Source organism: Paraburkholderia polaris (assembly GCF_012927345.1).
GTDB classification, from domain to species: domain Bacteria; phylum Pseudomonadota; class Gammaproteobacteria; order Burkholderiales; family Burkholderiaceae; genus Paraburkholderia; species Paraburkholderia polaris.
Map to the genome: position 1 here is coordinate 53504 of NZ_JABBGJ010000011.1, position 25419 is coordinate 78922.

The following is a 25419-nucleotide window of genomic DNA, read 5'->3' on the forward strand; positions in this document are numbered from 1 at the left end:
TTCCCGCCATATCGCACGGCTGTCGACACGAGGATTTCGCATATGGATACATCGATTGCCCGCCGTAACATCCTGGCGCGCATCCGCGCAGCGCAGGGGCGCGAGCCTCAGCCGTCCGCTTCCGAGCGCGAGGCTGCTGCGGATTATCTGGCGCGCCATCCCCAAGGTCCGCGTCCGGAGATGCCGGCCGATCTGACCACGCGCTTCATTGAAGAAGCGCAGAAAATGGCGACCACTGTCGATACGGTCGAGTCACTGAGCGAGGTGCCTGCCGCCGCGCAGCGCTACCTCACCGAACATGCTTTGCCGCTGCAGGCAATTGCATGGCAAACCCTGCAAGATCTGCAATGGGCCGAAGCCGGCCTCACCGTCGAATTCCGCAAGCCTGAAGACGGCGACGTGGTCGGGCTCACCGGCTGCTTCTGTGCGACCGCGGAGACTGGCACCCTCGTTCTGTTGTCCGGGCCGCAAACCTACGCATCGGCAGGTCTGTTGCCGGAAACGCATATTGCGATCGTGCCGGCTTCGCGCATCGTCTCAGGACATGAGGAGGCGTTCGAACTGATCCGCAGCGAACGCGGTGAACTTCCGCGTGCGGTCAATTTCGTCTCCGGGCCATCGCGCACCGGCGATATCGAACAGACTATCGTGCTTGGCGCACATGGGCCGTATCGGGTGCATGTGATCGTCGTACGTGGCGCCTGAGCACGTCGCGCGTTGCTGTCTCCTCGCGGCGCGCACGGCTGCCCGCGGTAACAAGGACTTCAAAGATATGAAACGACATGCCGTATGGTCGAGCATGGTGCTCGCCGCTGCACTGACGCTGGCAGGGTGGCCTCAACTGGCATCGGCGGCTACGCTCGACGGCGCGACTTTGTCGGCGCTGTGGGGCTTGCCGTTTGCGGGCGTGTTGTTGTCGATCGCGGTGTTCCCGCTGGTCGCGCCGGCATTCTGGCATCACCATTTCGGCAAGATAGCGGCAGCGTGGGCGCTGCTGTTCCTGGTGCCGTTTGCGCTTACCTTCGGTACGGGCGTTGCATTCGGCACGCTGGTACATGCTGTGCTCGAAGAATACATTCCGTTCATCGTATTGCTAACGGCGCTCTATACGGTCGCAGGCGGCATCTGTGTGCGCGGCAATCTGCATGGCACGCCGCGGCTGAATACCGCCATTCTCGCCTTGGGCACCTTGTTGGCCAGCATCATGGGTACGACCGGCGCGGCGATGCTGTTGATCCGCCCATTGCTGCGCGCCAACGACAACCGCAAGCATGTCGTTCACGTGGTGGTGTTCTTCATCTTTCTGGTCGCAAACGCGGGTGGCTCGCTGTCGCCGCTCGGCGACCCGCCGCTCTTTCTCGGCTTCCTGCAGGGCGTCAGTTTTTTCTGGACCACCACGCATCTGGCGTTGCCGATGTTGTTCGTCTGCGTCGTGCTGCTGGCCGCGTTCTATGCATTGGACTCGTACTATTTTCATCGACGCGAAGAAGAGCGCTCGCGCTTTCTCGATCCGACGCCGGATACGCCGCCACTGGGCATCGACGGCAAGATCAACTTCGTGCTTCTCGCTGCCGTGATCGCGCTGGTTTTGATGAGCGGACTGTGGAAGTCGGACGTCGTGTTCGACGTCTTCGGTACGCACGTCGCGTTGCAAAATGCCGTGCGCGACGTCGCGCTGATCGGCGTCACCTTGCTCTCGCTGGCGCTGACGCCGCGCGCCGCACGTGCGGGCAATGACTTCAACTGGGCGCCGATCGAAGAGGTCGCCAAACTGTTTGCCGGCATCTTCGTAACGATCGCGCCGGTCATCACGATCCTGCGTGCCGGCGAGGCGGGCGCGTTTGCCGGCATCGTTCATCTGGTCAATCCGTCCGGCCAGCCGCACGACCTGATGTATTTCTGGGCGACCGGCTTGCTATCGTCGTTTCTCGACAATGCGCCGACCTACCTGGTGTTCTTCAACCTCGCCGGCGGCGACGCGCAGACGCTGATGACCACCGGCGCCAGCACGCTCGCGGCGATCTCGGCCGGCGCGGTCTTCATGGGCGCCAACACGTATATCGGCAATGCGCCGAATTTCATGGTGAAAGCGATCGCGGAGTCGCGCGGCATTCGCATGCCGAGCTTTTTCGCGTATCTCGGCTGGTCGGTGGTGGTGCTGATGCCGCTGTTTCTCGTCACCGGCTGGCTGTTTTTCTGACGGCTGGTTTCGTGCTTATCCTGACGCCGAGGCAATTGAACTCGACGTGCTATTCGGAGAATTGCAATGCAGAAGATCCTCGTCGCCCGTCCGATCTTTCCCGATGTGATCGAACGGCTCAAACAGTATTTCGACGTCGACTGGCACCAGGGCGACGTGTTGTCCGCCGAGGAGTTGACGCGCCGTCTCGCGGATAAAGACGGCGCGCTGACCGCGGGCGATCCGGTTGGCGCCGCGGCGCTCGCAGCGGCGCCGCGTCTGCGCGTGGTGTCGAACATGGCGGTGGGCTACAACAACTTCGACATGGCCGCGTTCAACGCGTCGAACGTGCTCGGCACCAATACGCCGGACGTGCTGAACGAATCGACCGCGGATTTCGGCTGGGCGCTGATGATGGCCGCGGCACGCCGCATCGCCGAATCGGAGCACTGGCTGCGCGCAGGCAAATGGCAGAAGTGGAGCTATGACGGCTTTCTCGGCACTGACATCTGCGGCGCGACGCTCGGCGTGATCGGCATGGGCCGGATTGGGCAGGCGCTGGCGCGTCGCGCGAAGGGCTTCAACATGCAGGTGATCTATCACAACCGTTCGCGCGTCGCGCCTGAGATCGAGGCGGAGTTGAACGCGGAATACGCGTCCAAGCAGGACCTGCTGAAACGTGCCGATCACGTGGTGCTCGTTTTGCCGTACACGAAGGAAAACCATCACACGATCGGCGCGGCCGAGCTCGCGCAGATGAAGCCGACCGCAACGCTCACCAACATCGCACGCGGCGGCATCGTTGACGATGCGGCGCTGGTCGAGGCGCTACGCACGAAACAGATCGCCGCAGCGGGCCTGGATGTTTACGAAGGCGAGCCGAATCTGAATCCGGCTCTGCTGAGCGTGCCGAATGTTGTACTGACGCCGCACATCGCCAGCGCGACTGAAGCAACGCGCCGCGCGATGGCGAACCTCGCCGCGGACAATCTGATCGCAGCGCTGGGTGAAGGTCCGCGCGCCGGCCGGCCGCCGAATCCGATCAATCCCGAAGTCATCGGCAAGGCGCGTTCATGACAATGATTCTGGTGGCGGCCGTTGCAGTGCTGGCGGTCGCATTGGTTATCGCGTTGGCATTGCTGATGCGCGGCAACAGTCGCGCTGACGGAAGCGAGCAGTTCGAGATTCTCAGCGAGCGTATCGACGCAGCGGCAGATGCGCAGTCGCATGCTTATGAGCGGCTCGAGCGGCAACTGCGCAATGACATCACCGAGACGGCGCGCGTTTCGCGTACCGAGCAGAGCAGCGGGTTCGCGCACTTTCAGCAAACGCTGGCATCGCAATTCAGCAGTATGACGACAGTGCAGGGCGGGAAGATCGACGGCTTCGCGCAGCAGCTCGACGCGGTGCGTCACAGCCTGCAGCAGCAGGCGCAGCAGGCACGCGATGAGCAAGGGCGCACGCTCAAGCAGTTCGGCGAAACGCTGACCTTGCAACTGGGGCAGCTCACCGAGGCGAACGACCGCCGCTTTGCCGAAGTGCGTACGACCATCGAGCAGCGGCTGAAAGACATCGAGGCGAACAACTCGACCAAGCTTGAAGAAATGCGCCGCACCGTCGACGAAAAACTGCACGCCACGCTCGAACAGCGTTTGGGCGAATCGTTCAAGCTGGTGTCGGATCGGCTGGAACAGGTGCATCGCGGTCTCGGTGAAATGCAGACGCTGGCCGCGGGCGTTGGCGATTTGAAGAAGGTGCTCACCAACGTCAAAACGCGCGGCACATGGGGCGAAGTTCAACTCGAAGCACTGCTCGAACAACTGCTCACCGCGGATCAATACGCGAAGAACGTCGCGACGGTGCCGAAGAGCGCCGATCGCGTCGAATTCGCGATCAAACTGCCGGGCCGCGCGGAGGCGGGTGGTCCTGCCACGCCGGTCTGGTTGCCGATCGACGCCAAGTTTCCGCGCGAAGACTACGAGCGGCTGATCGAGGCTCAGGAACGCGCCGATCCAGTGGCGGTGGAGGAGGCGTCGCGCGCGCTCGAAGCACGGATACGCGCCGAAGCGCGCACGATCGCGGAAAAGTATGTGTCACCGCCGCACACCACTGATTTCGCGCTGCTGTTCCTGCCGACTGAAGGCTTGTACGCGGAAGTCCTGCGTCGGCCGGGTCTGACGGACCTGCTGCAACGCGACTACCGCGTGACGATTGCCGGCCCGACCACGCTGACCGCGTTGCTCAATAGTTTGCAGATGGGTTTCCGCACGCTTGCGATTGAGAAGCGCTCGAGCGAGGTGTGGCAAGTGCTCGGCGCGGTGAAAACGGAGTTCGGGAAGTTCGGTGACGTGCTCGCAAAGACCAAGGCGCAGCTTGAAACCGTTACGCGTTCGATCGAAGCCGCGGAAACACGCACTCGCGTCATGAACCGCAAGCTGCGTGACGTCGAGGCATTGCCGGGCGAAGAGGCGAGCGGGTTGCTCGGCGATGCGCTATCGGGCGTGGATCCTGACGAGCAGTAAAGCTGGATGGGGGCAAATAGGAGACGAACCCGTATGCCGAGCCGGCTCAAACTCAGGAAGCGGCTCCTGCGGCCAATCGTTCCAGCGCGTCGCCCGTCAGGCGCACGACACGCCAATCCGGCATCACTGTCGCGCCCAACTTCTCATAGAAGCTAATGGCCTGCTTGTTCCAGTCGAGCACGGTCCATTCAAAGCGTCCGCACTGTCGCTCGACTGCCAGCGCCGCCAGCCGGGCGAGCATCGCGGCGCCTAGACCGCTGCCGCGTTGCCCTGGTTGCACGTAGACATCTTCGAGATACAGTCCGCGCTTGCCGGCGAAGCTCGAATAATTGTGGAAGAACAGCGCGTAGCCGACGATGCGTCCTTCGTTTTCCGCCACCAGCGCTTCGATTGAGGGCCGCGCGCCGAACAGGGCGTCATGCAAACCGTCTTCGGTCGCGACAAATACGTGCGTGAGGCTTTCGAATTCGGCCAGCTCGTACGTCAGCGCGAAGATTGCGCCCGTATCCTCAGGCGTCGCGACGCGGATCGTCGCGGTCATTACGCTTCTTCCGGCGCGTCGGTCAGCTGGATTTCGATGCCACCAAAGCGCGACGCCACCCAGTTGTACGCGTGGCATGCAATCCACAGCAGAATGAAGCCGAGAATCGCGTTCAGCAGCAGCGCGCTGAACACCGTGCTCAGTTCGACCGAGCCGTAGCGGATGAACGCCACCAGCACGCCGAGCAGCACGATCGGCACCGAGAATGTCAGGTACACGAGGATAAGCGCCTTAGCCGTCTGTCCCGGTGCAATGAACGAGATCTGTTTTTTCATGTAAGTCAAACCCGTGTGTCGTAGTGGTAATGGGTGAAGCTGCAAATCAGGCCACCAATGAGGCTGCAAAAAAGCCGTAACGGAAGCGATCCGTCAGGCGTCAGATGAGGCCGTCGAACAGCATGATATCGACGTGCTCGCCCTCGGCAATATCGGCTTCATCGTGCCCGAGAACGATGAAACAATTTGCTTCGCTCATCGAACTCAACACGCCGGAGCTTTGCGAGCCGGTTGGCGTGACATGCCATTGGCCGGGCGCACCGAGTACCTGCTCGGCCACGCCGCGCTGGTACTCGGTGCGCCCGGCGCGTTTGCGGATGATCTGGCGGCTGGCGGCGCGCAATAGCGGCAGTGCCTGCGGCGTTGCGCCGGACATCAGCAGCAGCGCCTCGCGCACGATCTGGTAGAACGTCACCATCACGGCCACTGGATTGCCCGGCAGGCCAAAGAATAACGCGGGCAGCCCGAGACCCGGATGGTCGCCGGACCAGACGCGGCCAAAAGCGAGCGGCCGGCCCGGACGCATCGCGAGACTCCAGAACGCGACGTCACCGAACGTCTGCAGCAATTGCTTGGTGAAATCCGCCTCGCCGACCGAGACGCCGCCCGAGGTCAACACCACGTCGGCGCTGGCTGCGGCGCTGCGCAATGCGGCTTCGAGCGCGGCGGGTTCGTCGCGCACCACGCCGAGATCGAGCGTATCCATGTTCAGGCGCCGGAGCATCGCAAACAGCGTGTAGCGATTGCTGTCGTACACCGAACCCTGGTCGAGCGGCTCGCCGAGCGAGCGCAATTCATCACCGGTCGAGAAAAATGCGACGCGCAAACGCCGCCGCACGTTGACTTCGCCAATGCCGAGCGAAGCCAGCAGACCGAGGTCCGACGCGCGCATGATGCGGCCGGCGCGCAGCGCGGCATGGCCGCGAGCGAGGTCTTCGCCGGCGCGGCGCCGGTTGGCGCCGGCCCGCACGGCGTTGGCCGCAAAACGAATGGAGGTGGAATCGGCGCTGCGCTCGACAAGCTCCTGCGGCACGACGGTGTCGCAGTCAGCCGGCATGCAGGCGCCCGTCATGACGCGCACGCATTGCGTCGTGCCGACGTGACCCGCGAACGGATGGCCGGCCAGCGCTTTGCCGACAATCGTCAAATCGACCGTAGACTCATTCGCTGCCAATGCCGCGCAATTGAACGCGTAGCCGTCCATGGCCGAGTTGTCGTGCGAAGGGACGTCGATCGGCGAGATGATGTCGGCCGCCAGTACACGGTCGAGCGCATCGCGCAAGGGCACGCGTTCGACCGCCGTGACGGGCGCGGCCCATTGACGGACGATCGACTGGGCGGCCGAAACAGGTAGCGCATGAGGATCGTACTGCGCGACGCAGCGGGAAAATTCGTTAAGCGTGGTCATTAAGGGCTGGACGTCGCGACCGGAGGCGGGCGCGGCTGCTGCCGTGCGGCCGGAGCGGGATTTCAACCGGGGCCTCAGCAACGCTCGAGGTCGGCGAGTTCTTGTAACGAATTGATATTGTAAAACGCGCGCTCGTCGGTAAAGGCGACTTCGACCGTCTTGTGGCGCGCGTACCACGCGCGGACCTTGCGCTCACCGGCTTCCAGAAAGGCTGCCAGGTCGTCTGCGAGACTCGTGCGCAGCAACGCGAACACGGGATGGAGCGAGACGTGGCCTTCGGCGTCGGTGGTCGTGACGGTGGCGATATCCGCCTGATTCGAGTCGAGTGCCTGTGTGAGCCGTTCGGCCAGTTCGGCGGGCAGTCCTGGCGTGTCGCAGGGCGCGCTCAGCAGGTACGCGGTGCCGGCCGCGCGCAGCCCGGCGAGCAGGCCCGCCAGCGGCCCGGGAAAGCCGGGCAGGGTATCGGCTAGCACCTTGGCGCCGAACGGCGCGCCGAGGGTGGTGTAGACGTCAGGATGACGATTGGCGCTGATCAGCAGGGCACCCGCTTGCGGCGCGAGCCGCTTCAGCACATGGGAGGCAAGTGGCTCGCCATGCAGCGTTTGCAGTCCCTTGTCGACGCCGCCCATGCGCATGCCGCGTCCGCCCGCGAGGACCAGACCGGTGATGTGTTCGCGGGTCGGGTTCATGGGCTCGGCCGCTTAGCCGCCGATGTACGACATTTCCACGCGGCGGCCGTCCTGTTCGCGCGGCGCGGCTGCGCTGCTGCCGCGCAATTGCGAATAACGGTCGCCGCGGCCTTGCCAGATTTCGGCGACAGCGGTGGCGATGTCGGCGTCGCTCGCACCGCTGCGCAGCAACGCGCGCAGATCGTGACCGGACGACGCGAACAGGCACAAATACAGCTTGCCCTCGGTCGACAGACGCGCGCGCGTACAACTGCCGCAAAACGCGCGTGTCACGCTCGAGATCACGCCGATCTCTCCGCCGCCGTCCACGTAACCCCAGCGCTGGGCGGTCTCGGCTGGGCTGTGCGCTTCGAGCGGCACGAGTGGGAAATGCTCGGCAATGCGTGTCACGACATCAGCGGAAGGCAGCACTTCGGTCATGTTCCAGCCGTTCGACGTGCCCACGTCCATGTACTCGATAAAGCGCAGCACCGCGCCCGAGCCTTTGAAGTGACGCGCCATTGGCACGATTTCGCTGTCGTTGGTGCCGCGCTTGACGACCATGTTGACCTTCACCGGCGCGAGCCCCACCGCGTGGGCGGCGGCGATCCCGTCCAGCACGTCGGCGACCGCGAAGTCGGCGTCGTTCATACGGCGAAACAGGGTGTCGTCGAGCGCGTCGAGACTCACCGTCACGCGGGTCAGGCCAGCGTCTTTCAGGCTGCGCGCTTTGCGCTCCAGCAGCGAGCCATTGGTGGTCAGCGTCAGATCGAGCGGGCGGCCTTCCGGTGTGGTGAGTTGCGCGAGCCGCTCGATCAGGAATTCCAGATTTTTGCGCAGGAGCGGTTCGCCACCCGTAAGACGGATTTTCTCGACGCCGTGTGCGACGAAGAGCCGCGCAACCCGTTCGATTTCTTCGAAGCTGAGCAGTGCGCTATGCGGCAAGAACGCGTAATCCTTGTCGAACACCGCGCGCGGCATGCAGTAGACGCAGCGGAAGTTGCAGCGATCCGTCACCGAGATGCGCAGATCGCGCAGCGGGCGCGCCAGCGTGTCGTGCAGCGCGCCGCTGGGCGCCTGCACGGGGCCGGAAATGACCGGCACTGCGCTGAGATCGGCAACAGGGATGATGCGTCGGGACATGAATTGCTTCGCGTGATGCTTCGGTTTGGGCTGCTCGGGTGCTGCTTAGGTGCTGCTCGGGTGCCACGATTGATGCTGCGATTGGAACCTAGATCTTCATTCTAGCGGAAATGCATCCGGCGGCTGCCGGCCCCCGGAGGCTGTCCGGGTATACGGGGAGTGGCATACAGCACGCGATCGCGCGACGCCCATAAAACAAAAAGCCCGCCGGTGAGGGCGGGCTTTTTGCATGGCAGCGGTTCGCTTACTGCGGGTGCTTACCGGTTTCCACCATTTGCATCGGCGCGGTTTCGACCGGCGGCAATGCCTTACGCTCGCGACCCACGCGAACCGGCTTGGCCGCTTGCGCAGCAGCTTCTTGCGCGGCGCGCAGCTTGTCGGCGTCGGTGTTCACCCAGACAAGACCGGCTTGTTCCAGCACCGGCTTCAGGGCTTCCGCCGACACACCGGCATTACGCGGTGCTTGCGGCGCAGCTGCAACGGGTGCCGGCTCGACTGCTGCCGGCTCGACCACCGCTTCAACTGCCGGTGCGACCGCTGCAACGACCGGTTGCGCTTCGAAGATATCGGCTTGCCGTGCCGGCTGGGCGGCCGGTGCTTCGACCACTGCCGCCGGGGCTGCGGTTTCTACCGGAGCCGGAGCAGCTTGCGCTTCAACGACCGGAGCAACTGCCGGCGTTTCGACCAGCGCTTCAACCGGGGCTTCAACGCGAGCGACCGGTTCGACGAACGAAACCGTTTCGCTTGCGGCCGGCACAGCTTGCGCTGCTTCGACCGGCGCGGCAACGGCTTGCGCCACCGGCGCTTTCACTGCTTGCTCGACCGCAACGGGGGCCACCGGCGCTTCTGCGACCGGCGCAACCGTTTCCGCCTTCGCAGCCGTCTCGACGGCGACGGCCGGCGTTTCAGTTACAGCGTGCAGTTCGCTGACCACGACGGTTTCCGTCGCAACAGCAGCGACAGCCACTTCCACCGGCTTAACGTCGGTCACTTCGTTGACTTCAGCCTTGTGCTCGACCGGTTGATGCGCGGTGCGCACCGGTGCTTCGTCGGTCACATTGGCGGTGTCGCTTTCGCCTTCCGCGACGTCCGCAGCCAGGTTGCCGTTCACGTCTTCTTCACGCTCACGACGGCCACCACGACGGCCGCGACGGCGACGACGGCGCTCTTCACCTTCACGCGCCACCGCTTCCTGATCGATCGGCGCACCGTTTTCGCCCAAGGCGATCTGGTTTTGCGCCAGTTCTTCCGCCGCTTGCGTTTCGTTTTGCGTCAGTGCATCTGCCGCTTCCGGCTGCGGCTTGCGGCGTTCGCCACGTTCAGCGCGCTCGCCACGCTCACGGCGTTCGCCGCGTTCCTGGCGCTCGCCACGTTCGGCACGCGGTGCGCCGTCGACGGTTTCCGCACGCTCGTTGCCGCGATTGTCGCGGTCACGGTTTTCGCGGCCCTCGCGACCTTCACGCGGCTCACGAGCCTCGCGCGGTTCGCGGCCTTCACGGGCCTCGCGCGGTTCACGCTGCTCACGGTTAGCACGCGGCTCGCGCGATTCACGGGCTTCACGCGGTTCACGACCTTCGCGTGCCTCACGGCCTTCACGCGGTTCGCGTTCCTCGCGACGCTGCGACGGCTGCTGACCTTGAGCCGGACGGCCGCCGGTCGTGCCTTCGGCGCGGCCCGCTGCATCACGGCCGCCTGCGCCGCCACGGCGATTGCGGTTGCGGTCGCCGCCGCGTTCGCCGGTGCGCTCACCGCGCTCCGTGCGTTCGCCGCGTTGCGGACGCGCCTGCTTGTCGGTCGTAGCTGGCGCGACAGGCGCCGGTGCGGCCGGCTGCATGCCGAACAGATTCTTCAACCAGCCGATAAAGCCGCCGCTGGCCGGGGTGACAGCCACCGGAGCCGGGGTTGCCACCGGACGGACCGGTGCACTCGGCGCCGGCTTCTCGGGCGTGATGCCCTTGACCGCCGCTTCCTGCTTCGGCTTCACGTCCTCGACGCGCTTGCTGTAACCGGTTTCCGATTCCAGTTCGCGGGCTGCTTCTTCGGCCATCTTCCACGAGGCGCGCGGCTCGTCGAGGCGTGCATCGTCGTGACGCAGGCGCTCGAGCTTGTAATGCGGCGTGTCGAGGTGCTTGTTCGGGATCAGAACGACGTTGACCTTGAAACGCGATTCGATCTTGTTGATTTCCGCGCGCTTTTCGTTCAGCAGGAAGGCGGTCACTTCGACCGGCACCTGGCAATGGATCGCCGCGGTGTTTTCCTTCATCGCTTCTTCCTGAATGATCCGCAGCACTTGCAGCGCGGACGATTCGGTATCGCGGATGTGGCCCGTGCCGTTACAGCGCGGGCACGTCACGTGGCTGCCTTCCGACAAAGCCGGGCGCAGACGTTGACGCGACAGTTCCATCAGGCCGAAGCGCGAGATCTTGCCCATCTGGACGCGCGCACGGTCGTGCTTCAGCGCGTCTTTCAGGCGTTGCTCGACTTCACGCTGGCTCTTGGCCGATTCCATGTCGATGAAGTCGATCACGATCAGGCCGCCCAGGTCGCGCAGGCGCAGCTGGCGGGCCACTTCGTCGGCAGCTTCGAGGTTGGTGCGTGCCGCCGTTTCCTCGATGTCGGCACCTTTGGTGGCGCGCGCCGAGTTCACGTCGATCGCGACCAGTGCTTCCGTGTGGTCGATCACGATGGCGCCGCCGGAGGGCAGCGGCACTGTGCGCGAGTACGCGGTTTCGATCTGGTGTTCGATCTGGAAGCGCGAGAACAGCGGCACGTCGTCGTGATACCGCTTCACTTTGCTGACATTGTCCGGCATCACAATATCCATGAAGGCGCGGGCCTGGTCATGGATTTCGGTGGTGTCGATCAGGATTTCGCCGATATCCGGCTGGAAATAGTCACGAATCGCGCGGATCACCAGACTCGATTCGAGATAAATCAGCATCGGCTGACCGCTCGAACCGCTTTGCGACGCGGCCTCGATGGCGCGCCACAGTTGCATCAGGTAGTTCAGGTCCCACTGCAGCTCTTCGGCGCTGCGGCCAATACCGGCCGTGCGTGCGATGATGCTCATGCCTTCCGGCAATTGCAGCTGCGCCATGGTTTCGCGCAGTTCCTGACGGTCGTCGCCTTCGATCCGGCGCGACACGCCGCCGCCGCGCGGGTTGTTCGGCATCAGTACCAGATACCGGCCGGCGAGCGAGATGAAGGTGGTGAGGGCTGCGCCCTTGTTGCCGCGTTCTTCCTTTTCGACCTGAACGATCAGTTCCTGACCTTCTTTCAGGGCGTCCTGGATGCGCGCGGAGCGCATGTCGACGCCGTCACGGAAATACTGACGGGCGACTTCCTTGAACGGCAAAAAGCCGTGGCGGTCTTCGCCGTAGTTGACGAAGCACGCTTCGAGCGAAGGCTCGATGCGGGTGATGATGCCCTTGTAAATATTGCCTTTGCGCTGTTCGCGCCCGGCGGTTTCGATGTCGATATCGATGAGTTTTTGCCCATCGACGATGGCAACGCGCAGTTCTTCCTGCTGCGTCGCGTTGAACAACATTCGTTTCATTGAACGGCTCCAGGCGGCTTAGCTAGCCCTCGGCTGCGCGGTTGTCAGTCGCGAGAGCCAGTAGGGCAGCGGCATGCCGCGCCTTATTGTGTTTTCACAAGCACGCTGGAGCGGGAAAAATGGCGGGAGAATTGCCTGAGAGGGCCCGGCCCATTGAAAAATGGGCACGGTGCCGCAGGGCACATGCGAACACGGCTTCAAATAACGACCCGACACGCCGCGGGTTCTGCCAGCAGACCTTCATAAGCCTTTCGTCCACTCGCGCCGGTGCGCCAACTGGGCGCGTGACCGGAGGGCCGGAGGCTGCGGTCATGCCGCAGCGGGAAGTTCGCGCAGTCGGCGCGTCTTTTCTCGCTGGGGGTGTCTCGCCTCATTTTGACGTCGCCATGTCTTGTATTTTCTACAAGACGCCTCGGGCGCACGCCGTATTTTCGCAACCGTCAGCTTCGTACAGCAGGGCGTCAGACCGCCCGATATCGAAGCTGAAAGTTAAATTCTTTTTTACCAAAATTCCGTTACCGTCGAAGCCGACCTTGACCGAACGCGCCTGTGGGCGCCGTCCCTGCCGGGCACTGACTTCGTGCGTGCAACATGTTGCATCTCATTTTCAGGGTGAGCAACCAGACCCCGGCGCAAGTAAAATAACGGTTTATCGCTTGCGCCTGCGCAATCCGCCCGAATTCCGGACACTGCGCCGGCCGCCGCAGACTGCTGGGCAAATTATATTCATAATGAAAGAGTTAGGCAAAATATCCCAGAAATCGGTCGCAAGCGACCAGGTCTCGATGATCGAGATCGACGACAGTGCGGCCGGACAGCGCATTGATAACTTCCTGTTGCGCGTCTGTAAAGGCGTGCCGAAAAGCCATATTTACCGCATCCTGCGTAGCGGGGAAGTGCGTGTCAATAAGGGCCGGATTGACGCGCAGTACCGCCTTGAGCTGGGCGATCTGGTGCGCGTGCCGCCCATTCGCGTCGCTCAACCGAACGAAGCGATCGCCCAGGCGCCGGTGCCGAGCGCCGATTTCAAAATTATTTTTGAAGACGAGCATATGCTCGTCATCGACAAGCCGGCCGGCGTGGCGGTCCACGGTGGCAGCGGTGTCGCGTTCGGCGTGATCGAACAGATGCGCGAAGCGCGGCCGCAGGCGAAATTCCTCGAATTGGTGCATCGGCTGGACCGCGAGACGTCCGGCATCCTGATGCTCGCCAAGAAGCGCTCCGCGCTGGTCAATCTGCACGAGCAGATTCGCGAGAACAAGATGGATAAGCGCTACTATGCGTGCGTCCACGGTGAATGGGCGAGCGACTGGGGCCGCCGCCGCGCGGTCAAGGAGCCGCTGCACAAGTATTTGACCGCGGACGGCGAACGGCGTGTGCGCGTCCAGGCCGATGGCCTCGCGTCGCACACGGTTTTCAATCTGATCGACCGCTGGCCGGAGTACGCGCTGCTCGAGGCGGAACTGAAGACTGGCCGCACGCATCAGATTCGCGTCCATTTGCAGCACCTGGAACTGCCGATTGTCGGCGATGCCAAATACGGCGACTTCGCGCTGAACAAGGCGCTGGCGCGCGCGAACGCGAAGCCTGGCCTGAAGCGCATGTTCCTGCACGCGTACCGTCTTAAGCTGACGCATCCGGCAACCGGCGCACCCGTGCAGTTCGAGGCGCCGCTGCCGGCCGAATGCCGCAGTTTCGTTGCGCAGCTCAATGAATTACGAAATGGGTCAAACCCGGAGACGACACCGCATGGCTAGAGAGCAATTTGACCTGATCGTCTTCGACTGGGACGGTACGCTGATGGATTCGACCGCGCACATCACGCGCAGCATTCAGTCGGCATGCCGGGATCTCGGTCTGCCGGTTCCCGCCGATGAGGCCGCCAGCTACGTGATCGGCCTTGGCTTGCGCGACGCGCTGCAAATCGCCGCGCCCACGCTCGATCCGGCCGATTACCCGCGTCTGGCGGAGCGCTACCGCTTCCACTATCTGGTTAAGGACCAGACCACCGAGCTGTTCGTCGGCGTGCGCGAGATGCTGCAGGAATTGCGCGATCAAGGCTATTTGCTGGCAGTGGCGACCGGCAAGAGCCGCGTCGGGCTGAACCGCGCACTCGATCAATCGCGGCTGACGAGCCTGTTCGACGGCACCCGCTGTGCGGACGAAACCTTCTCGAAACCGCATCCGGCCATGCTGCACGAGCTTACGCGTGAACTGGGGCAGGATCCGGCACGCACGGTGATGGTGGGTGATACGACGCACGATCTGCAAATGGCGATCAATGCGGGCGTGGCGGGCATCGGTGTCACGTACGGCGCGCATCCTGCTGGCTCGCTGACCGCGCTGTCGCCGAAATTCGTTGCGTCGAGCGTCAGCGCGCTGTCTGGCTGGTTGCGAGAGAACGCATGAGTGCGGCTATGACCGAGGCGGGAACGGAGGCTGTTCGCATTTGCGCGTCCGAAGAACTGGTCGACGGCGGCGCGGGCGTGCGGCGCGCAGCCCGCTTCGGCGGCAGCGAGGCCGTGGTATTTTTTGTTCGCTATGATGGCCGTGCATACGGCTATCTGAACCGCTGCGCCCACGTGCCGATGGAGCTCGATTGGTCCGAAGGGCAGTTCTTCGAATCGTCCGGTTTATACTTGATGTGCGCTACACATGGCGCGATTTACGCGCCTGATACGGGCAAATGCGTCGGCGGCCCGTGCCGTGGCGGCCGGTTGCGTCCCATCCAGGTTGACGAGCGGGATACCCCTGAAGGCCGTGCCGTGTTCTGGCTGCCGGACGGCGAACTACGCCCGGCCGCGCCCTGATTTTTCTCCTCTTCGACCTTTCCACTGCACCGCATGTCTGAAAATTTGACTCCCGAACCGAAGGAACCGTCCCTGACAGGCCGCCCCCGCACGCCTGCCGATGAGCCGGGCTGGGAGCGCGCCGCGCTGGAGCGCATCGCGCTTGCGGCAATTACCGAGCAACGCGCGGCACGCCGCTGGAAGATCTTCTTCCGGTTTGTATTCCTGATCGTCTTGCTGCTGGCTGTATGGGGCGCGTTCGATTTCTCCGGTGACAAGGTGACGACCACTGGCCGGCATACGGCCATGATCACGCTTGACGGCGAAATCTCCGCTGATACGAACGCGAACGCGGAAGATATCAACACTGCCCTGGAAAGTGCGTTCGACGATGCGGGTACGGCAGGCGTGATCCTCCGCTGTAATAGCCCGGGCGGCAGTCCGGTGCAGGCGGGCATCATTTATAACGAAATTCGCCGGTTGCGCGCCAAGTATCCGTCGATCCCGTTGTATGTCGTGGTCGGCGACATGTGCGCGTCGGGCGGCTATTACGCGGCCGCGGCGGCCGACAAGATTTACGTGGACAAGGCGAGCATCGTCGGTTCGATTGGCGTGCTGATGGACAGCTTCGGCTTCACGGGGCTGATGGATAAGCTGGGGATCCAGCGCCGCCTGCACACTTCGGGTGAGAACAAGGGCTTTTTTGACCCGTTCTCTCCGGAAACGCCGAAGATGGACGAACATGCGCAGGACATGCTCGATCAGATTCATGCGCAGTTCATTGACGCCGTGCGTGAGGGTCGCGGTAAGCGCCTGCACGAAACGCCGGACATGTTCTCGGGGCTCTTCTGGACCGGTCAGAAGAGTGTCGAACTGGGGCTTGCCGATGGTTTCGGTGACGCGGATTACGTCGCGCGCGACCTCTTCAAGGCGCCGGATATCGTTGACTACACGGTCAAGGAGAGCATTACGGACCGTGTGGCGCGCAAGTTCGGCGCGGCGGTCGGCAGTGGCGCCGTTCACGCGATGGCGCTTGGCGGGAAGATGAGTCTGCGGTGATTCAGTGCGAGTAAAGCCCCGTGCGGTCGCGTGTCGATCGCGCGGGGCTTTTTTGTTTTTTGCCGCTAAACCGCGATTGGCAAGTTGATCAGCTTGAAACGCGGCCGTGATCAGACGGCGAGGATCAGGAAAATTGCCGGCCGCTTGTGCAGATCGATAGCCGGCTTCTTCTTCCAGTCGGCCACGGTGCGGCTGGCGATGGTTTCCGTCTCCAGCGTCAGATCAACGGCGACACAAACTAAAGTCGAAGGCGCGCAGGTTGCCAGCAACGTGTCGAGCAAAGCGCGATTCCGATACGGCGTCTCGATAAAGATCTGCGTTTGCTTACCTTTGCGTGACTGTTGCTCCAGGTCGCGCAGACGCTTGGCCCGTTCGGTGGCGTCGACCGGCAGATAGCCGTGGAACGCAAAACTCTGGCCATTCAGGCCGGAAGCCATCAACGCGAGCAGAATTGAACTGGGTCCGACAAACGGCACAACCTTCACGCCGCGCTCGTGCGCGCGGCGCACCAGCAGGGCGCCCGGATCGGCGACCGCCGGACAGCCGGCTTCGGACACCAAGCCGGCATCCGTGCCCGCCAGCAAAGGTGCGAGCAGTTTGTCGATCTCACCTGCCGGCGTGTTGACGTTCAGTTCGCGAATCTCGATTTCCTGAATCGGCTTTTCAGTGCCGACTTTCTTCAGAAAAGCGCGGGTGGTTTTCGCGTTTTCACCGATGTAATAGTGCAGCGACGCCGCGCGCGCCCGCACCGGCGCGGGCAGGACGGCGTCGAGGGCGTCGGTATCGCCTTCGCCGAGCGTGTTCGGGATCAAATATAAGGTGCCGCTCATGATGCCCCCAGAAGTGGATAACCCACTGCGAGCAACATGCGCGACAGTGCGATCAACGGCAGCCCGACCAGCGCGGTCGGGTCGTCAGAGTGAATGGCTTCGAGCAGCGCGATGCCGAGGCCTTCGGATTTGGCGCTGCCTGCGACGTCGTATGGCGTTTCAGCGCGCAGATAAGCGTCGAGCGCGGCGTCCGGCAGGTCGCGAAATTGCACGCGGGTGATGACGTCGACGGCCTGCGACGCCCCTGAACGGCTGTCGAACAGGCAGAGTGCACTATGAAACAGCACTTCGCGGCCGCGCATTGCCTGCAGCTGGGCGAGTGCCTTGTCATGCGTGCCGGGCTTGCCGATCTGCAGGCCGTCATAGGTGGCAACCTGATCCGAGCCGATGACGAGTGCGGCTTCACCGGCGCCGAGTCCGCCGGCCACCGCACGGGCCTTTGCCTCGGCGAGGCGCAGGGCGGTCACTTCGGGTGTTTCGCCGGCGAGCGGCGTTTCGTCGATCGCCGGCACGACGACATCGAACGGAATACGCAGGCGCTCGAGCAGATCGCGACGATAGGGCGAACTCGACGCCAGGATTAGGCGTGGCGGGCGTTTGAGGGAATCTGGCATGTGCAAGCAACGGCTAGAGAGGCGGGTCGTACGGGGTTGTGCGGGTATCGCACGTGTACGGGCTTAAGTGTTTGACTCGAAAAGACAAAACGGATATGATTTCGGGCTTTTCATCGGTATGCTATTGCACAGGCGGGCCGCTTGCGTGGTAACCCGTGTGGACAACACTGGGCAGCGCATGAGTTCCGCGGGTTACTTTGAATTGCAAACCGATTTACCCCCGGCGAAATCCTTGCCGACGCAGGAGCGCACATGACTCAACATCCTGGCAACCCTGCTGGTCTGTCCGACCCGCACGATATCGATCTGTTCGAATTTGCGCGGAGTGGGCGTCAGGCCGCGGGTGTCGTGCGCGTCTCGCAACTGCCGCGCATGTTAAACGAAGTCCCGGCAGAAGCGCCAGACCGCGATACCGCGTTCACCTGGCAAGCCGAAGGGGCGACGCAGCCGGAATTGCAGGACGACGGCACCGAGGGTCCGCAGCCTTATTTGAGATTGGCGATTCACGGTGCTGCATGGCTCGAATGTCAGCGTTGCATGACGCCGTATCTGCAGGCGTTCAATGTCGATGCAACGTACCGGATCGTCAACACTGAGGCGGAAGCCGAAGAGTTTCCGCTCGACGAGGATGAAGTCGAAGTGATCGTGGGCTCGCGCCAGTTCGATCTCATCGACTTGATCGAAGAAGAGTTGCTGCTTTCCTTGCCGCTCGTGCCCAAGCACGAGGTTTGTCCCGAAGTGCACGAGAGCCTCGTCTCTGGTGTGGCTGGAGCAGAAGGCGAGGGCGACGAGGCTGCGCCGGACGAAGCTGGTGAGGGCGGTGAGCCCGAGCGGCCCAATCCGTTTGCTGCGCTCGAAAGTCTCAAGCGCGGTGAGCCGGGCGACAAGAAGCACTGAACAGTTGCATGGGAGCGCGAAGCGGGCGCATTGGCCATTCGGTCAATGGCGAACACCGGGTCGGGCTGTGTTAGAATTCGGAAAATTTTTAGGAGTTAGTCATGGCAGTTCAACAAAATAAGAAGTCGCCGTCGAAGCGCGGCATGCACCGTTCGCACGATTTCCTGACGGCAGCGCCGCTGGCCGTGGAGCCGAGCACCGGCGAAGTGCATCTGCGTCACCACGTTAGCCCGAACGGCTACTATCGCGGCAAGAAAGTCGTCAAGACGAAGAACGACTAATCGTTTCACTGCGTTGCGCCTCTTGGCGTTTCGCGTGGCGATCGGCTCGCTTGACATTTTCCCGGCTCGGCAAAAAGGCGGCATTCAACTGCCGCTTTTTTGTGTCGATTGCAGTTGGCGCTTTGGCGCTTGCTGCGGTCCCATGCAGGGCGCCTGAAATTCGTCGCACTCCATGACAGTAAAGCTCACGATAGATTGCATGGGAGGCGACCACGGCCCGTCCGTGACCGTTCCCGCTGCCGTCAACTTCGTTCGTTCGCATCCCGATGCTGAGTTGCTGCTCGTCGGCATTGAAAGTGCGATTCGTGCGCAGTTAAAGAAGTTGAAGGCTCAGGACCTGCCGGCGCTGACCGTCGTACCTGCCTCCGAGATCGTCGCCATGGACGATCCGGTCGAAGTCGCGCTGCGCAAGAAAAAAGACTCATCCATGCGCGTGGCGCTGAACCGCGTCAAGGAAGGCGAGGCGCAAGCCTGCATTTCCGCCGGCAACACTGGCGCGCTGATGGCGGTCTCGCGCTACGTGCTGAAAACGCTGTCGGGCATTGAACGCCCGGCCATTGCGTTCGCAATGCCCAATCCCACTGGCTACACGACGATGCTCGACCTGGGCGCCAACGTCGATTGCGAACCGCAGCATCTGCTGCAGTTCGCGGAGATGGGGCACGCGCTCGTGTCCGCGCTCGAGGGCAAGGAGCGGCCCACCATCGGCCTGCTCAACATCGGCGAAGAGGTCATCAAGGGCAACGACACCATCAAACGTGCCGGCGAACTGCTGCGCGCGAGTACACTTAACTTTCACGGTAACGTTGAAGGCAACGACATCTTCAAGGGTACGGTCGACGTAATCGTCTGCGACGGTTTTGTCGGCAACGTCGCGCTGAAGACGTCGGAAGGTCTCGCGCAGATGCTCTCCGATATCATCAAGGAAGAGTTCGGCCGCTCGTGGCTCACCAAGGTGATGGCGGTGCTCGCTTTGCCGGTATTGATGCGTTTCAAGAAACGGGTCGATCATCGGCAATACAACGGCGCCGCGTTGCTGGGCCTGCGTGGGCTGGTGATCAAAAGCCACGGCTCGGCGGATGCCTACGCGTTTGAGTGGGCTATCAAACGCGGGTATGATGCCGTCAAAAACGGCGTGCTGGAACGCCTTGCGCGAGCAATGGAAGAGAATGCAGGTTCTCTCGAACAGGCGGCGCGCGACGCGAGCGGTGCGGGTCAAGCAAGCCCGATCGCAGGCCAGCCGGCCGAGCCCTACGCTGCGCAATCCTCGAAGGCATAATGGCTCAATCGACAATTTATTCCCGCGTGCTGGGCACCGGCAGCTACCTGCCGCCCGGACGCGTCACCAATCAGGATCTGGCTGAACGTCTCGCCAGGCAGGGCGTCGAGACGAGCGACGAATGGATCGTTGCCCGCACGGGCATCCATGCGCGCCACTTCGCCGAACCGGATGTCACCACCAGCGATCTGGCGCTGATCGCCTCCCAGCGCGCGATCGAAGCGGCTGATATCGATCCGCAATCCATTGATCTGATCATCGTTGCGACCTCCACGCCTGACTTTGTGTTTCCGAGTACGGCGTGCCTGTTGCAGAACAAGCTCGGTATCAAGAACCACGGCGCGGCATTCGACGTGCAGGCCGTCTGTTCCGGCTTTGCTTACGCGGTGGCCACGGCTGACAGTTTTATCCGCAGCGGCCAGCATCGCACGGCGCTCGTGATCGGCGCGGAAACCTTCTCGCGCATTCTCGATTTCAAAGACCGCACCACCTGCGTGCTGTTCGGCGACGGCGCGGGCGCGGTGATCCTGCAGGCGTCCGAAGAGCCGGGCGTGCTGGCGAGCGCTTTGCACGCCGACGGCAGCCATTCGAACATTCTCTGCACGCCGGGCAATGTGAACGGCGGCGTGATCGAGGGCAGCGCGTTCCTGCACATGGACGGGCAGGCTGTGTTCAAACTCGCGGTCAATGTGCTCGAAAAGGTCGCGATCGAGGCACTCGCAAAAGCGGATCTGTCGGCCGAGCAGATTGACTGGCTGATTCCGCATCAGGCCAATATCCGCATCATGCAAAGCACCTGCCGTAAGCTCGGCTTGCCGCAGGAACGCATGGTCGTCACGGTGGGCGAGCACGGCAATACGTCGGCTGCGTCCATTCCGCTCGCATTCGACGTCGCGGTGCGCGACGGCCGCATCAAGCGCGGCCAGAACGTGCTGATCGAAGGCGTCGGCGGCGGCTTCACCTGGGGCGCGTCGGTTATCCGCTACTGATAGCGGCGACGTTATGGCGAGCGCTCTTTGCAGCGCTCGACTACGCTTGAGCGCGCTTGCCATCAACCGGGCGCGCCACCCACATCTGACAACATCGATTTTGGGGACGATATGAAATTTGCGTTCGTTTTTCCTGGGCAGGGCTCGCAGTCGGTCGGCATGCTCAACGCATTCGCCGACCACGCGGTCGTGCGTGAGACGGTTCAGGAAGCCTCCGATGCGCTCAATCAGGACCTCGGCAAGCTGATCGCCGAAGGCCCCGTCGACGATCTGAACCTCACCACCAATACCCAGCCGGTCATGCTGACCGCCGCGTATGCGATTTACCGCGCGTGGCAGCAGGCGGGCGGCCCGAAGCCGGCCATCGTCGCCGGTCATAGCCTCGGCGAATACACCGCGCTGGTCGCGGCAGGCGCGATCGCGTTTCGCGATGCTGTGCCGCTCGTGCGTTTTCGCGCGCAAGCTATGCAAACAGCAGTGCCGGTCGGCGTTGGCGGCATGGCGGCGATTCTCGGCCTCGATGACGACACGGTGCGTGCGGTTTGCGCCGAAGCGTCGGTCGCGGGCGTCGTCGAAGCGGTGAATTTCAATGCGCCGGCGCAAGTCGTGATCGCCGGTCACAAGGCGGCAGTCGAAAAGGCTTGCGAAGTCGCGAAGGCGAAGGGCGCAAAGCGTGCGTTGCCGCTGCCGGTGTCGGCGCCGTTCCATTCGTCGCTGCTCAAGCCGGCGTCGGATCAATTGCGCGAGTATCTGGCGAGCGTCGACGTGCAGGTGCCGTCGATTCCGGTCATCAACAACGTCGACGTCGCGGCGGTCAACGAGCCGGCGAAGATCAAGGACGCGCTGGTGCGTCAGGCAGCAGGTCCGGTGCGTTGGGTCGAAAGCGTGCAGGCGATGGCGGCGCAAGGCGTCACGCATGTGATCGAATGCGGTCCTGGCAAGGTCCTCGCGGGTTTGACGAAGCGCATCGACGGCGATCTGGTTGGCGCCTCGGTGTTCGATCCGGCTTCGCTCGAAGAAACGCTCAAGCTCGTGACGGCGGGCTGAGCGCCGCTTCATAGGGCGCAAGCAGGGCGCAAGCTGGACATCAAGAATCAATCAGCCCTCCGAAAGGGCATCCGGACTGACAGATGGAAAAGACTCTCGACAAGCAAATCGCAATTGTGACGGGCGCGTCGCGCGGCATTGGCCGTGCGATCGCGATGGAACTGGCGCGCCAGGGCGCGACGGTGATCGGCACGGCAACCAGCGAAAGCGGCGCGGCAGCGATCAGCGAAGCCTTTAACGCGGCTGGCGTGAACGGCCGCGGCACAGTACTCAACGTGAACGACGCTGCGGCAGCCGAAGCGCTGATCGACGGCACCGTGAAGGAATTCGGCGCGCTGCACGTGCTGGTGAACAACGCCGGTATCACGCAAGACCAGCTCGCGATGCGCATGAAGGACGACGACTGGGACGCGGTGATCGACACCAATCTCAAGTCGGTTTTCCGTCTATCACGGGCGGTGCTGCGTCCGATGATGAAGGCGAAGGGCGGCCGTATCATCAACATCACGTCCGTAGTCGGCTCGGCCGGCAACCCGGGGCAGGTCAACTATGCAGCCGCGAAAGCGGGCGTAGCAGGCATGACGCGCGCACTGGCACGCGAGATCGGCAGCCGCGGTATCACCGTGAATTGCGTCGCGCCGGGCTTCATCGATACCGACATGACCAAGACCTTGCCGGAAGAGCAGCAAACCGCACTGAAGACGCAGATTCCGCTTGGCCGTCTCGGCAGCCCGGACGATATCGCGCACGCTGTAGCTTTCCTGGCGTCACCTCAAGCAGGCTATATCACCGGCACGACATTGCATGTGAACGGTGGGATGTACATGTCGTAACCAATTTCGGGTACTATCCGCGCCTTGATGCGTTTGCAAAAGCGTAAGGCGCATGCCTTGACAGGAACCCGATGCGCCGCTTTTTTGCCGGGTCAAACCTGATAAAATGCGCGCACCTGTATTTTTGAACTTCTTTTCCCTTGGAGGGGTAATGGACAATATCGAACAGCGCGTTAAGAAGATCGTCGCAGAACAACTGGGCGTTGCAGAAGCTGAGATCAAGAACGAAGCTTCGTTCGTGAACGACCTCGGCGCCGACTCGCTCGACACCGTTGAACTCGTGATGGCCCTCGAAGACGAATTCGGCATGGAAATTCCGGATGAAGAAGCCGAGAAGATCACCACCGTTCAGCAAGCGATCGACTACGCTCGCGCGAACGTCAAGGCCTAAAGTCATTCGCGCCTGCGTTTCTGCGTTGGCGGCGTATGACGCCCTGCCGTGTCGGTTTCCGACGCCAGCAGGGCTGGCGCTTTTTGCCGTGCAGGAGCCAGCGATGTTGACAGCGCAATTTTTCGCGCGATTGCCGACTTTCAAGAAAACGCCGGGCCGCCCCAAGTTTTCTTGCCCCCCTCGGGGGGGCCTGGTGCGTAGCACCGGGTGTAGGGGCGGTTAACAGCCACAGGGCATACAGGGCAGGTTCCTGTGGCTGCTGTGGCTTTTGCTTTTGTCATCTATGAAAAAGGGGTTACCGTGAGCCGCCGTCGTGTTGTTGTTACAGGCCTGGGGCTGATTTCGCCTGTTGGCAATAATGTTGCCGACGGCTGGGCCAATCTGGTCGCCGGCAAGTCGGGTATTGCCAATATCACGAAGTTCGATGCGTCGAACTTTTCGACTCGTTTCGCCGGTGAGGTGAAGGGCTTCAATATCGAGGACTACATCCCCGGTAAGGAAGCGCGCCACATGGATACGTTCATCCATTACGGCGTCGCGGCCGGCATCCAGGCGATGCAGGACAGCGGCCTCGAAGTCACCGATGAGAATTCGGAGCGCATCGGCGTGGTGGTCGGTTCGGGCATCGGCGGCTTGCCGATGATCGAGGCGACGCAAACCGAGCTGCTCAATCGCGGCCCGCGTCGTATTTCGCCGTTCTTCGTGCCGGCATCGATCATCAACATGATCTCCGGCCATCTGTCGATCAAGTTCGGCATCAAGGGTCCGAATCTCGCCATCGTTACCGCGTGTACGACGGGTTTGCACTGTATCGGCGAGGCTTCGCGCCTGATCGAATACGGCGACGCCGACGTGATGATCGCCGGCGGTGCCGAATCGACCGTGTCGCCGCTCGGCGTCGGCGGCTTTGCGGCGGCGCGTGCGCTGTCGCAACGCAATGACGATCCGGCAACGGCGAGCCGTCCGTGGGACAAGGACCGCGACGGTTTCGTGCTGGGCGAGGGCGCCGGCGTGATGGTGCTCGAAGAGTACGAACACGCGAAGGCACGCGGCGCGAAGATTTACGCCGAAATCAGCGGTTACGGGATGAGCGGGGACGCCTATCACATGACCGCTCCGCTGGAAGATGGCGACGGCGCGCGCCGCTGCATGCTGGCCGCCATGAAGAACGCGGGCATCAATTCGGATCAGGTGAATTACCTGAATGCGCACGGCACGTCCACGCCGCTCGGCGACCTGGCTGAAACCACCGGCATCAAGCGCGCTTTCGGCGACCACGCCAAAGACATGGTCGTGAATTCGACCAAGTCAATGACAGGTCACCTGTTGGGCGGTGCCGGCGGTCTGGAGTCCGTGTTCACCGTGCTCGCCGTGCATCATCAGGTGTCGCCGCCGACGATCAACATCTTCAATCAGGATCCGGCCTGCGATCTTGATTACTGCGCCAACACCGCGCGGGAGATGAAGATCGACGTCGCGCTGAAGAACTCGTTCGGGTTCGGCGGCACGAACGGCACGCTGGTCTTCAAGCGCGCCTGATCCCCTGATCGTTTGGTGATACGCCAGTCGAAAACGCCGGCTTGTCCGGCGGTTTCCCTCGAATCGGCAACGCCCGGCGGAGCGCCGCAACGGATTACGTTGCGGCGCTCCGCCGCCATGCGCGCCGCTTCGGGGGTGTTCATCCTGATTGCGACGTTGGCCGCCTATGCCTGTTTCGCGTCGCATCTGGGCACCTGGCAGGCGGCTCCGTTGACGCTTGGCGTGTGGGCGCTGCTGACACTCTGTGCGTTAAAACATGAGCATGCGCAGCCCGTCGCGCTGAAAATCGACCCGGACGGATTGTCTGCCTGGAACCGGGCGGGCGGTTTGCTGGCGCAGGGCCGCATTGCCGGCTGTTCGCAATGGAGCGGTCGCCTGCTCGTTCTGGCGCTGGTGCCGGACCATGGGCGCTCCCGCACGCTACTTCTTGCCGCTGACGCGCTTCCAGCGCCCGTTTTCCGGGAGCTCGCCGTGCTGGGCCGGCGTGGCGCCGGTGCGTGACTGTAACGACTGTAACCGCTGTTACCGGAGTAACGTGCCGCGATGATGGGGACGCTACAATGGTCCCCCGCCATGCGC

General features: G+C 62.8%; 25 protein-coding genes. 17 read left to right on the forward strand and 8 right to left on the reverse strand.

What is annotated here, in order from left to right; genetic code table 11:
• Positions 1-42: 42 nt before the first annotated feature.
• From HHL24_RS12010 to HHL24_RS12025, 4 genes are all read left to right on the forward strand, one after another.
• Positions 43-705, forward strand: a complete 663-nt coding sequence (locus HHL24_RS12010) for a LutC/YkgG family protein (protein ID WP_169485691.1) — start codon at positions 43-45, stop codon at positions 703-705.
• Positions 706-772: 67 nt separating this feature from the next.
• Complete coding sequence (locus HHL24_RS12015) at positions 773-2200, forward strand: sodium:proton antiporter (RefSeq protein WP_169485692.1); 1428 nt, start codon at positions 773-775, stop codon at positions 2198-2200.
• Between the two features lie 66 nt (positions 2201-2266).
• Positions 2267-3256, forward strand: a complete 990-nt coding sequence (locus HHL24_RS12020; protein ID WP_169485693.1) for a 2-hydroxyacid dehydrogenase — start codon at positions 2267-2269, stop codon at positions 3254-3256.
• Entirely contained in the window at positions 3253-4701 is a 1449-nt protein-coding gene (locus HHL24_RS12025; protein ID WP_169485694.1) for a DNA recombination protein RmuC, read from the forward strand. The genes HHL24_RS12020 and HHL24_RS12025 overlap by 4 nt, the downstream gene beginning before the upstream one ends.
• Before the next feature lie 52 nt (positions 4702-4753).
• Here the strand turns inward: HHL24_RS12025 and HHL24_RS12030 are convergent, their stop codons facing one another.
• From HHL24_RS12030 to HHL24_RS12055, 6 genes are all read right to left on the reverse strand, one after another.
• Positions 4754-5242: a GNAT family N-acetyltransferase gene (locus HHL24_RS12030; RefSeq protein ID WP_169485695.1), complete on the reverse strand. Its 489-nt coding sequence runs from the start codon at positions 5240-5242 to the stop codon at positions 4754-4756.
• The gene (locus HHL24_RS12035; protein WP_054036190.1) at positions 5242-5517 is read right to left on the reverse strand and encodes a hypothetical protein; all 276 of its coding nucleotides are present in this window, start codon (positions 5515-5517) and stop codon (positions 5242-5244) included. The genes HHL24_RS12030 and HHL24_RS12035 overlap by 1 nt, the downstream gene beginning before the upstream one ends.
• Before the next feature lie 100 nt (positions 5518-5617).
• Positions 5618-6925: a molybdopterin molybdotransferase MoeA gene (gene moeA / locus HHL24_RS12040; protein WP_169485696.1), complete on the reverse strand. Its 1308-nt coding sequence runs from the start codon at positions 6923-6925 to the stop codon at positions 5618-5620.
• A 74-nt stretch (positions 6926-6999) separates the two neighbouring features.
• Positions 7000-7614, reverse strand: a complete 615-nt coding sequence (mobA, locus tag HHL24_RS12045; protein ID WP_169485697.1) for a molybdenum cofactor guanylyltransferase MobA — start codon at positions 7612-7614, stop codon at positions 7000-7002.
• Positions 7615-7626: 12 nt separating this feature from the next.
• Positions 7627-8736: a GTP 3',8-cyclase MoaA gene (moaA, locus tag HHL24_RS12050; protein ID WP_169485698.1), complete on the reverse strand. Its 1110-nt coding sequence runs from the start codon at positions 8734-8736 to the stop codon at positions 7627-7629.
• Between the two features lie 244 nt (positions 8737-8980).
• Positions 8981-12292: an Rne/Rng family ribonuclease gene (locus tag HHL24_RS12055; RefSeq protein WP_169485699.1), complete on the reverse strand. Its 3312-nt coding sequence runs from the start codon at positions 12290-12292 to the stop codon at positions 8981-8983.
• 731 nt (positions 12293-13023) lie between these two features.
• On the opposite strand from HHL24_RS12055, the gene HHL24_RS12060 reads away from it, so the two are divergent.
• The 4 genes from HHL24_RS12060 to HHL24_RS12075 are packed head-to-tail and all read left to right on the forward strand — an operon-like array spanning position 13024 to position 16140.
• A complete protein-coding gene (locus tag HHL24_RS12060) occupies positions 13024-14049 on the forward strand; it encodes an RluA family pseudouridine synthase (protein WP_169485700.1) in 1026 nt (341 codons plus the stop codon).
• Complete coding sequence (locus HHL24_RS12065) at positions 14042-14701, forward strand: HAD-IIIA family hydrolase (RefSeq protein WP_169485701.1); 660 nt, start codon at positions 14042-14044, stop codon at positions 14699-14701. Before HHL24_RS12060 ends, HHL24_RS12065 begins: the two co-directional genes overlap by 8 nt.
• Entirely contained in the window at positions 14698-15102 is a 405-nt protein-coding gene (locus HHL24_RS12070; protein WP_169485702.1) for a Rieske (2Fe-2S) protein, read from the forward strand. Before HHL24_RS12065 ends, HHL24_RS12070 begins: the two co-directional genes overlap by 4 nt.
• Positions 15103-15135: 33 nt before the next feature.
• The gene (locus tag HHL24_RS12075; RefSeq protein ID WP_169485703.1) at positions 15136-16140 is read left to right on the forward strand and encodes a S49 family peptidase; all 1005 of its coding nucleotides are present in this window, start codon (positions 15136-15138) and stop codon (positions 16138-16140) included.
• Positions 16141-16250: 110 nt separating this feature from the next.
• On the opposite strand, the gene HHL24_RS12080 is transcribed toward HHL24_RS12075, so the two are convergent.
• Both HHL24_RS12080 and HHL24_RS12085 read right to left on the reverse strand, forming a co-directional pair.
• Positions 16251-16970, reverse strand: a complete 720-nt coding sequence (locus HHL24_RS12080; RefSeq protein WP_169485704.1) for an SAM-dependent methyltransferase — start codon at positions 16968-16970, stop codon at positions 16251-16253.
• Complete coding sequence (locus HHL24_RS12085) at positions 16967-17584, reverse strand: Maf-like protein (protein WP_169485705.1); 618 nt, start codon at positions 17582-17584, stop codon at positions 16967-16969. The genes HHL24_RS12080 and HHL24_RS12085 overlap by 4 nt, the downstream gene beginning before the upstream one ends.
• A gap of 252 nt (positions 17585-17836) precedes the next feature.
• Here HHL24_RS12085 and HHL24_RS12090 point away from each other — a divergent pair, with 252 nt between their 5' ends.
• The 9 genes from HHL24_RS12090 (at position 17837) to HHL24_RS12130 (ending at position 25341) form a co-directional block, all read left to right on the forward strand.
• Positions 17837-18481 (forward strand): DUF177 domain-containing protein, encoded by a 645-nt coding sequence (locus HHL24_RS12090; protein WP_169485706.1) that lies wholly within the window; start codon positions 17837-17839, stop codon positions 18479-18481.
• A gap of 101 nt (positions 18482-18582) precedes the next feature.
• Positions 18583-18762: a 50S ribosomal protein L32 gene (gene rpmF, locus HHL24_RS12095; RefSeq protein ID WP_006051932.1), complete on the forward strand. Its 180-nt coding sequence runs from the start codon at positions 18583-18585 to the stop codon at positions 18760-18762.
• Positions 18763-18934: 172 nt separating this feature from the next.
• A complete protein-coding gene (gene plsX, locus HHL24_RS12100) occupies positions 18935-20041 on the forward strand; it encodes a phosphate acyltransferase PlsX (RefSeq protein ID WP_169485707.1) in 1107 nt (368 codons plus the stop codon).
• Positions 20041-21030: a beta-ketoacyl-ACP synthase III gene (locus HHL24_RS12105; protein ID WP_169485708.1), complete on the forward strand. Its 990-nt coding sequence runs from the start codon at positions 20041-20043 to the stop codon at positions 21028-21030. Before plsX ends, HHL24_RS12105 begins: the two co-directional genes overlap by 1 nt.
• 111 nt (positions 21031-21141) lie before the next feature.
• Positions 21142-22077, forward strand: coding sequence for an ACP S-malonyltransferase (gene fabD, locus HHL24_RS12110; protein WP_169485709.1), 936 nt, complete (start codon positions 21142-21144; stop codon positions 22075-22077).
• A gap of 83 nt (positions 22078-22160) precedes the next feature.
• Positions 22161-22910: a 3-oxoacyl-ACP reductase FabG gene (gene fabG, locus HHL24_RS12115; RefSeq protein ID WP_169485710.1), complete on the forward strand. Its 750-nt coding sequence runs from the start codon at positions 22161-22163 to the stop codon at positions 22908-22910.
• A 151-nt stretch (positions 22911-23061) separates the two neighbouring features.
• Complete coding sequence (gene acpP / locus HHL24_RS12120; protein WP_004197638.1) at positions 23062-23301, forward strand: acyl carrier protein; 240 nt, start codon at positions 23062-23064, stop codon at positions 23299-23301.
• Between the two features lie 300 nt (positions 23302-23601).
• Positions 23602-24840 (forward strand): beta-ketoacyl-ACP synthase II, encoded by a 1239-nt coding sequence (gene fabF / locus HHL24_RS12125; RefSeq protein WP_169485711.1) that lies wholly within the window; start codon positions 23602-23604, stop codon positions 24838-24840.
• Positions 24841-24957: 117 nt separating this feature from the next.
• Entirely contained in the window at positions 24958-25341 is a 384-nt protein-coding gene (locus HHL24_RS12130; RefSeq protein WP_169485712.1) for a protein YgfX, read from the forward strand.
• Positions 25342-25419 lie beyond the last annotated feature (78 nt).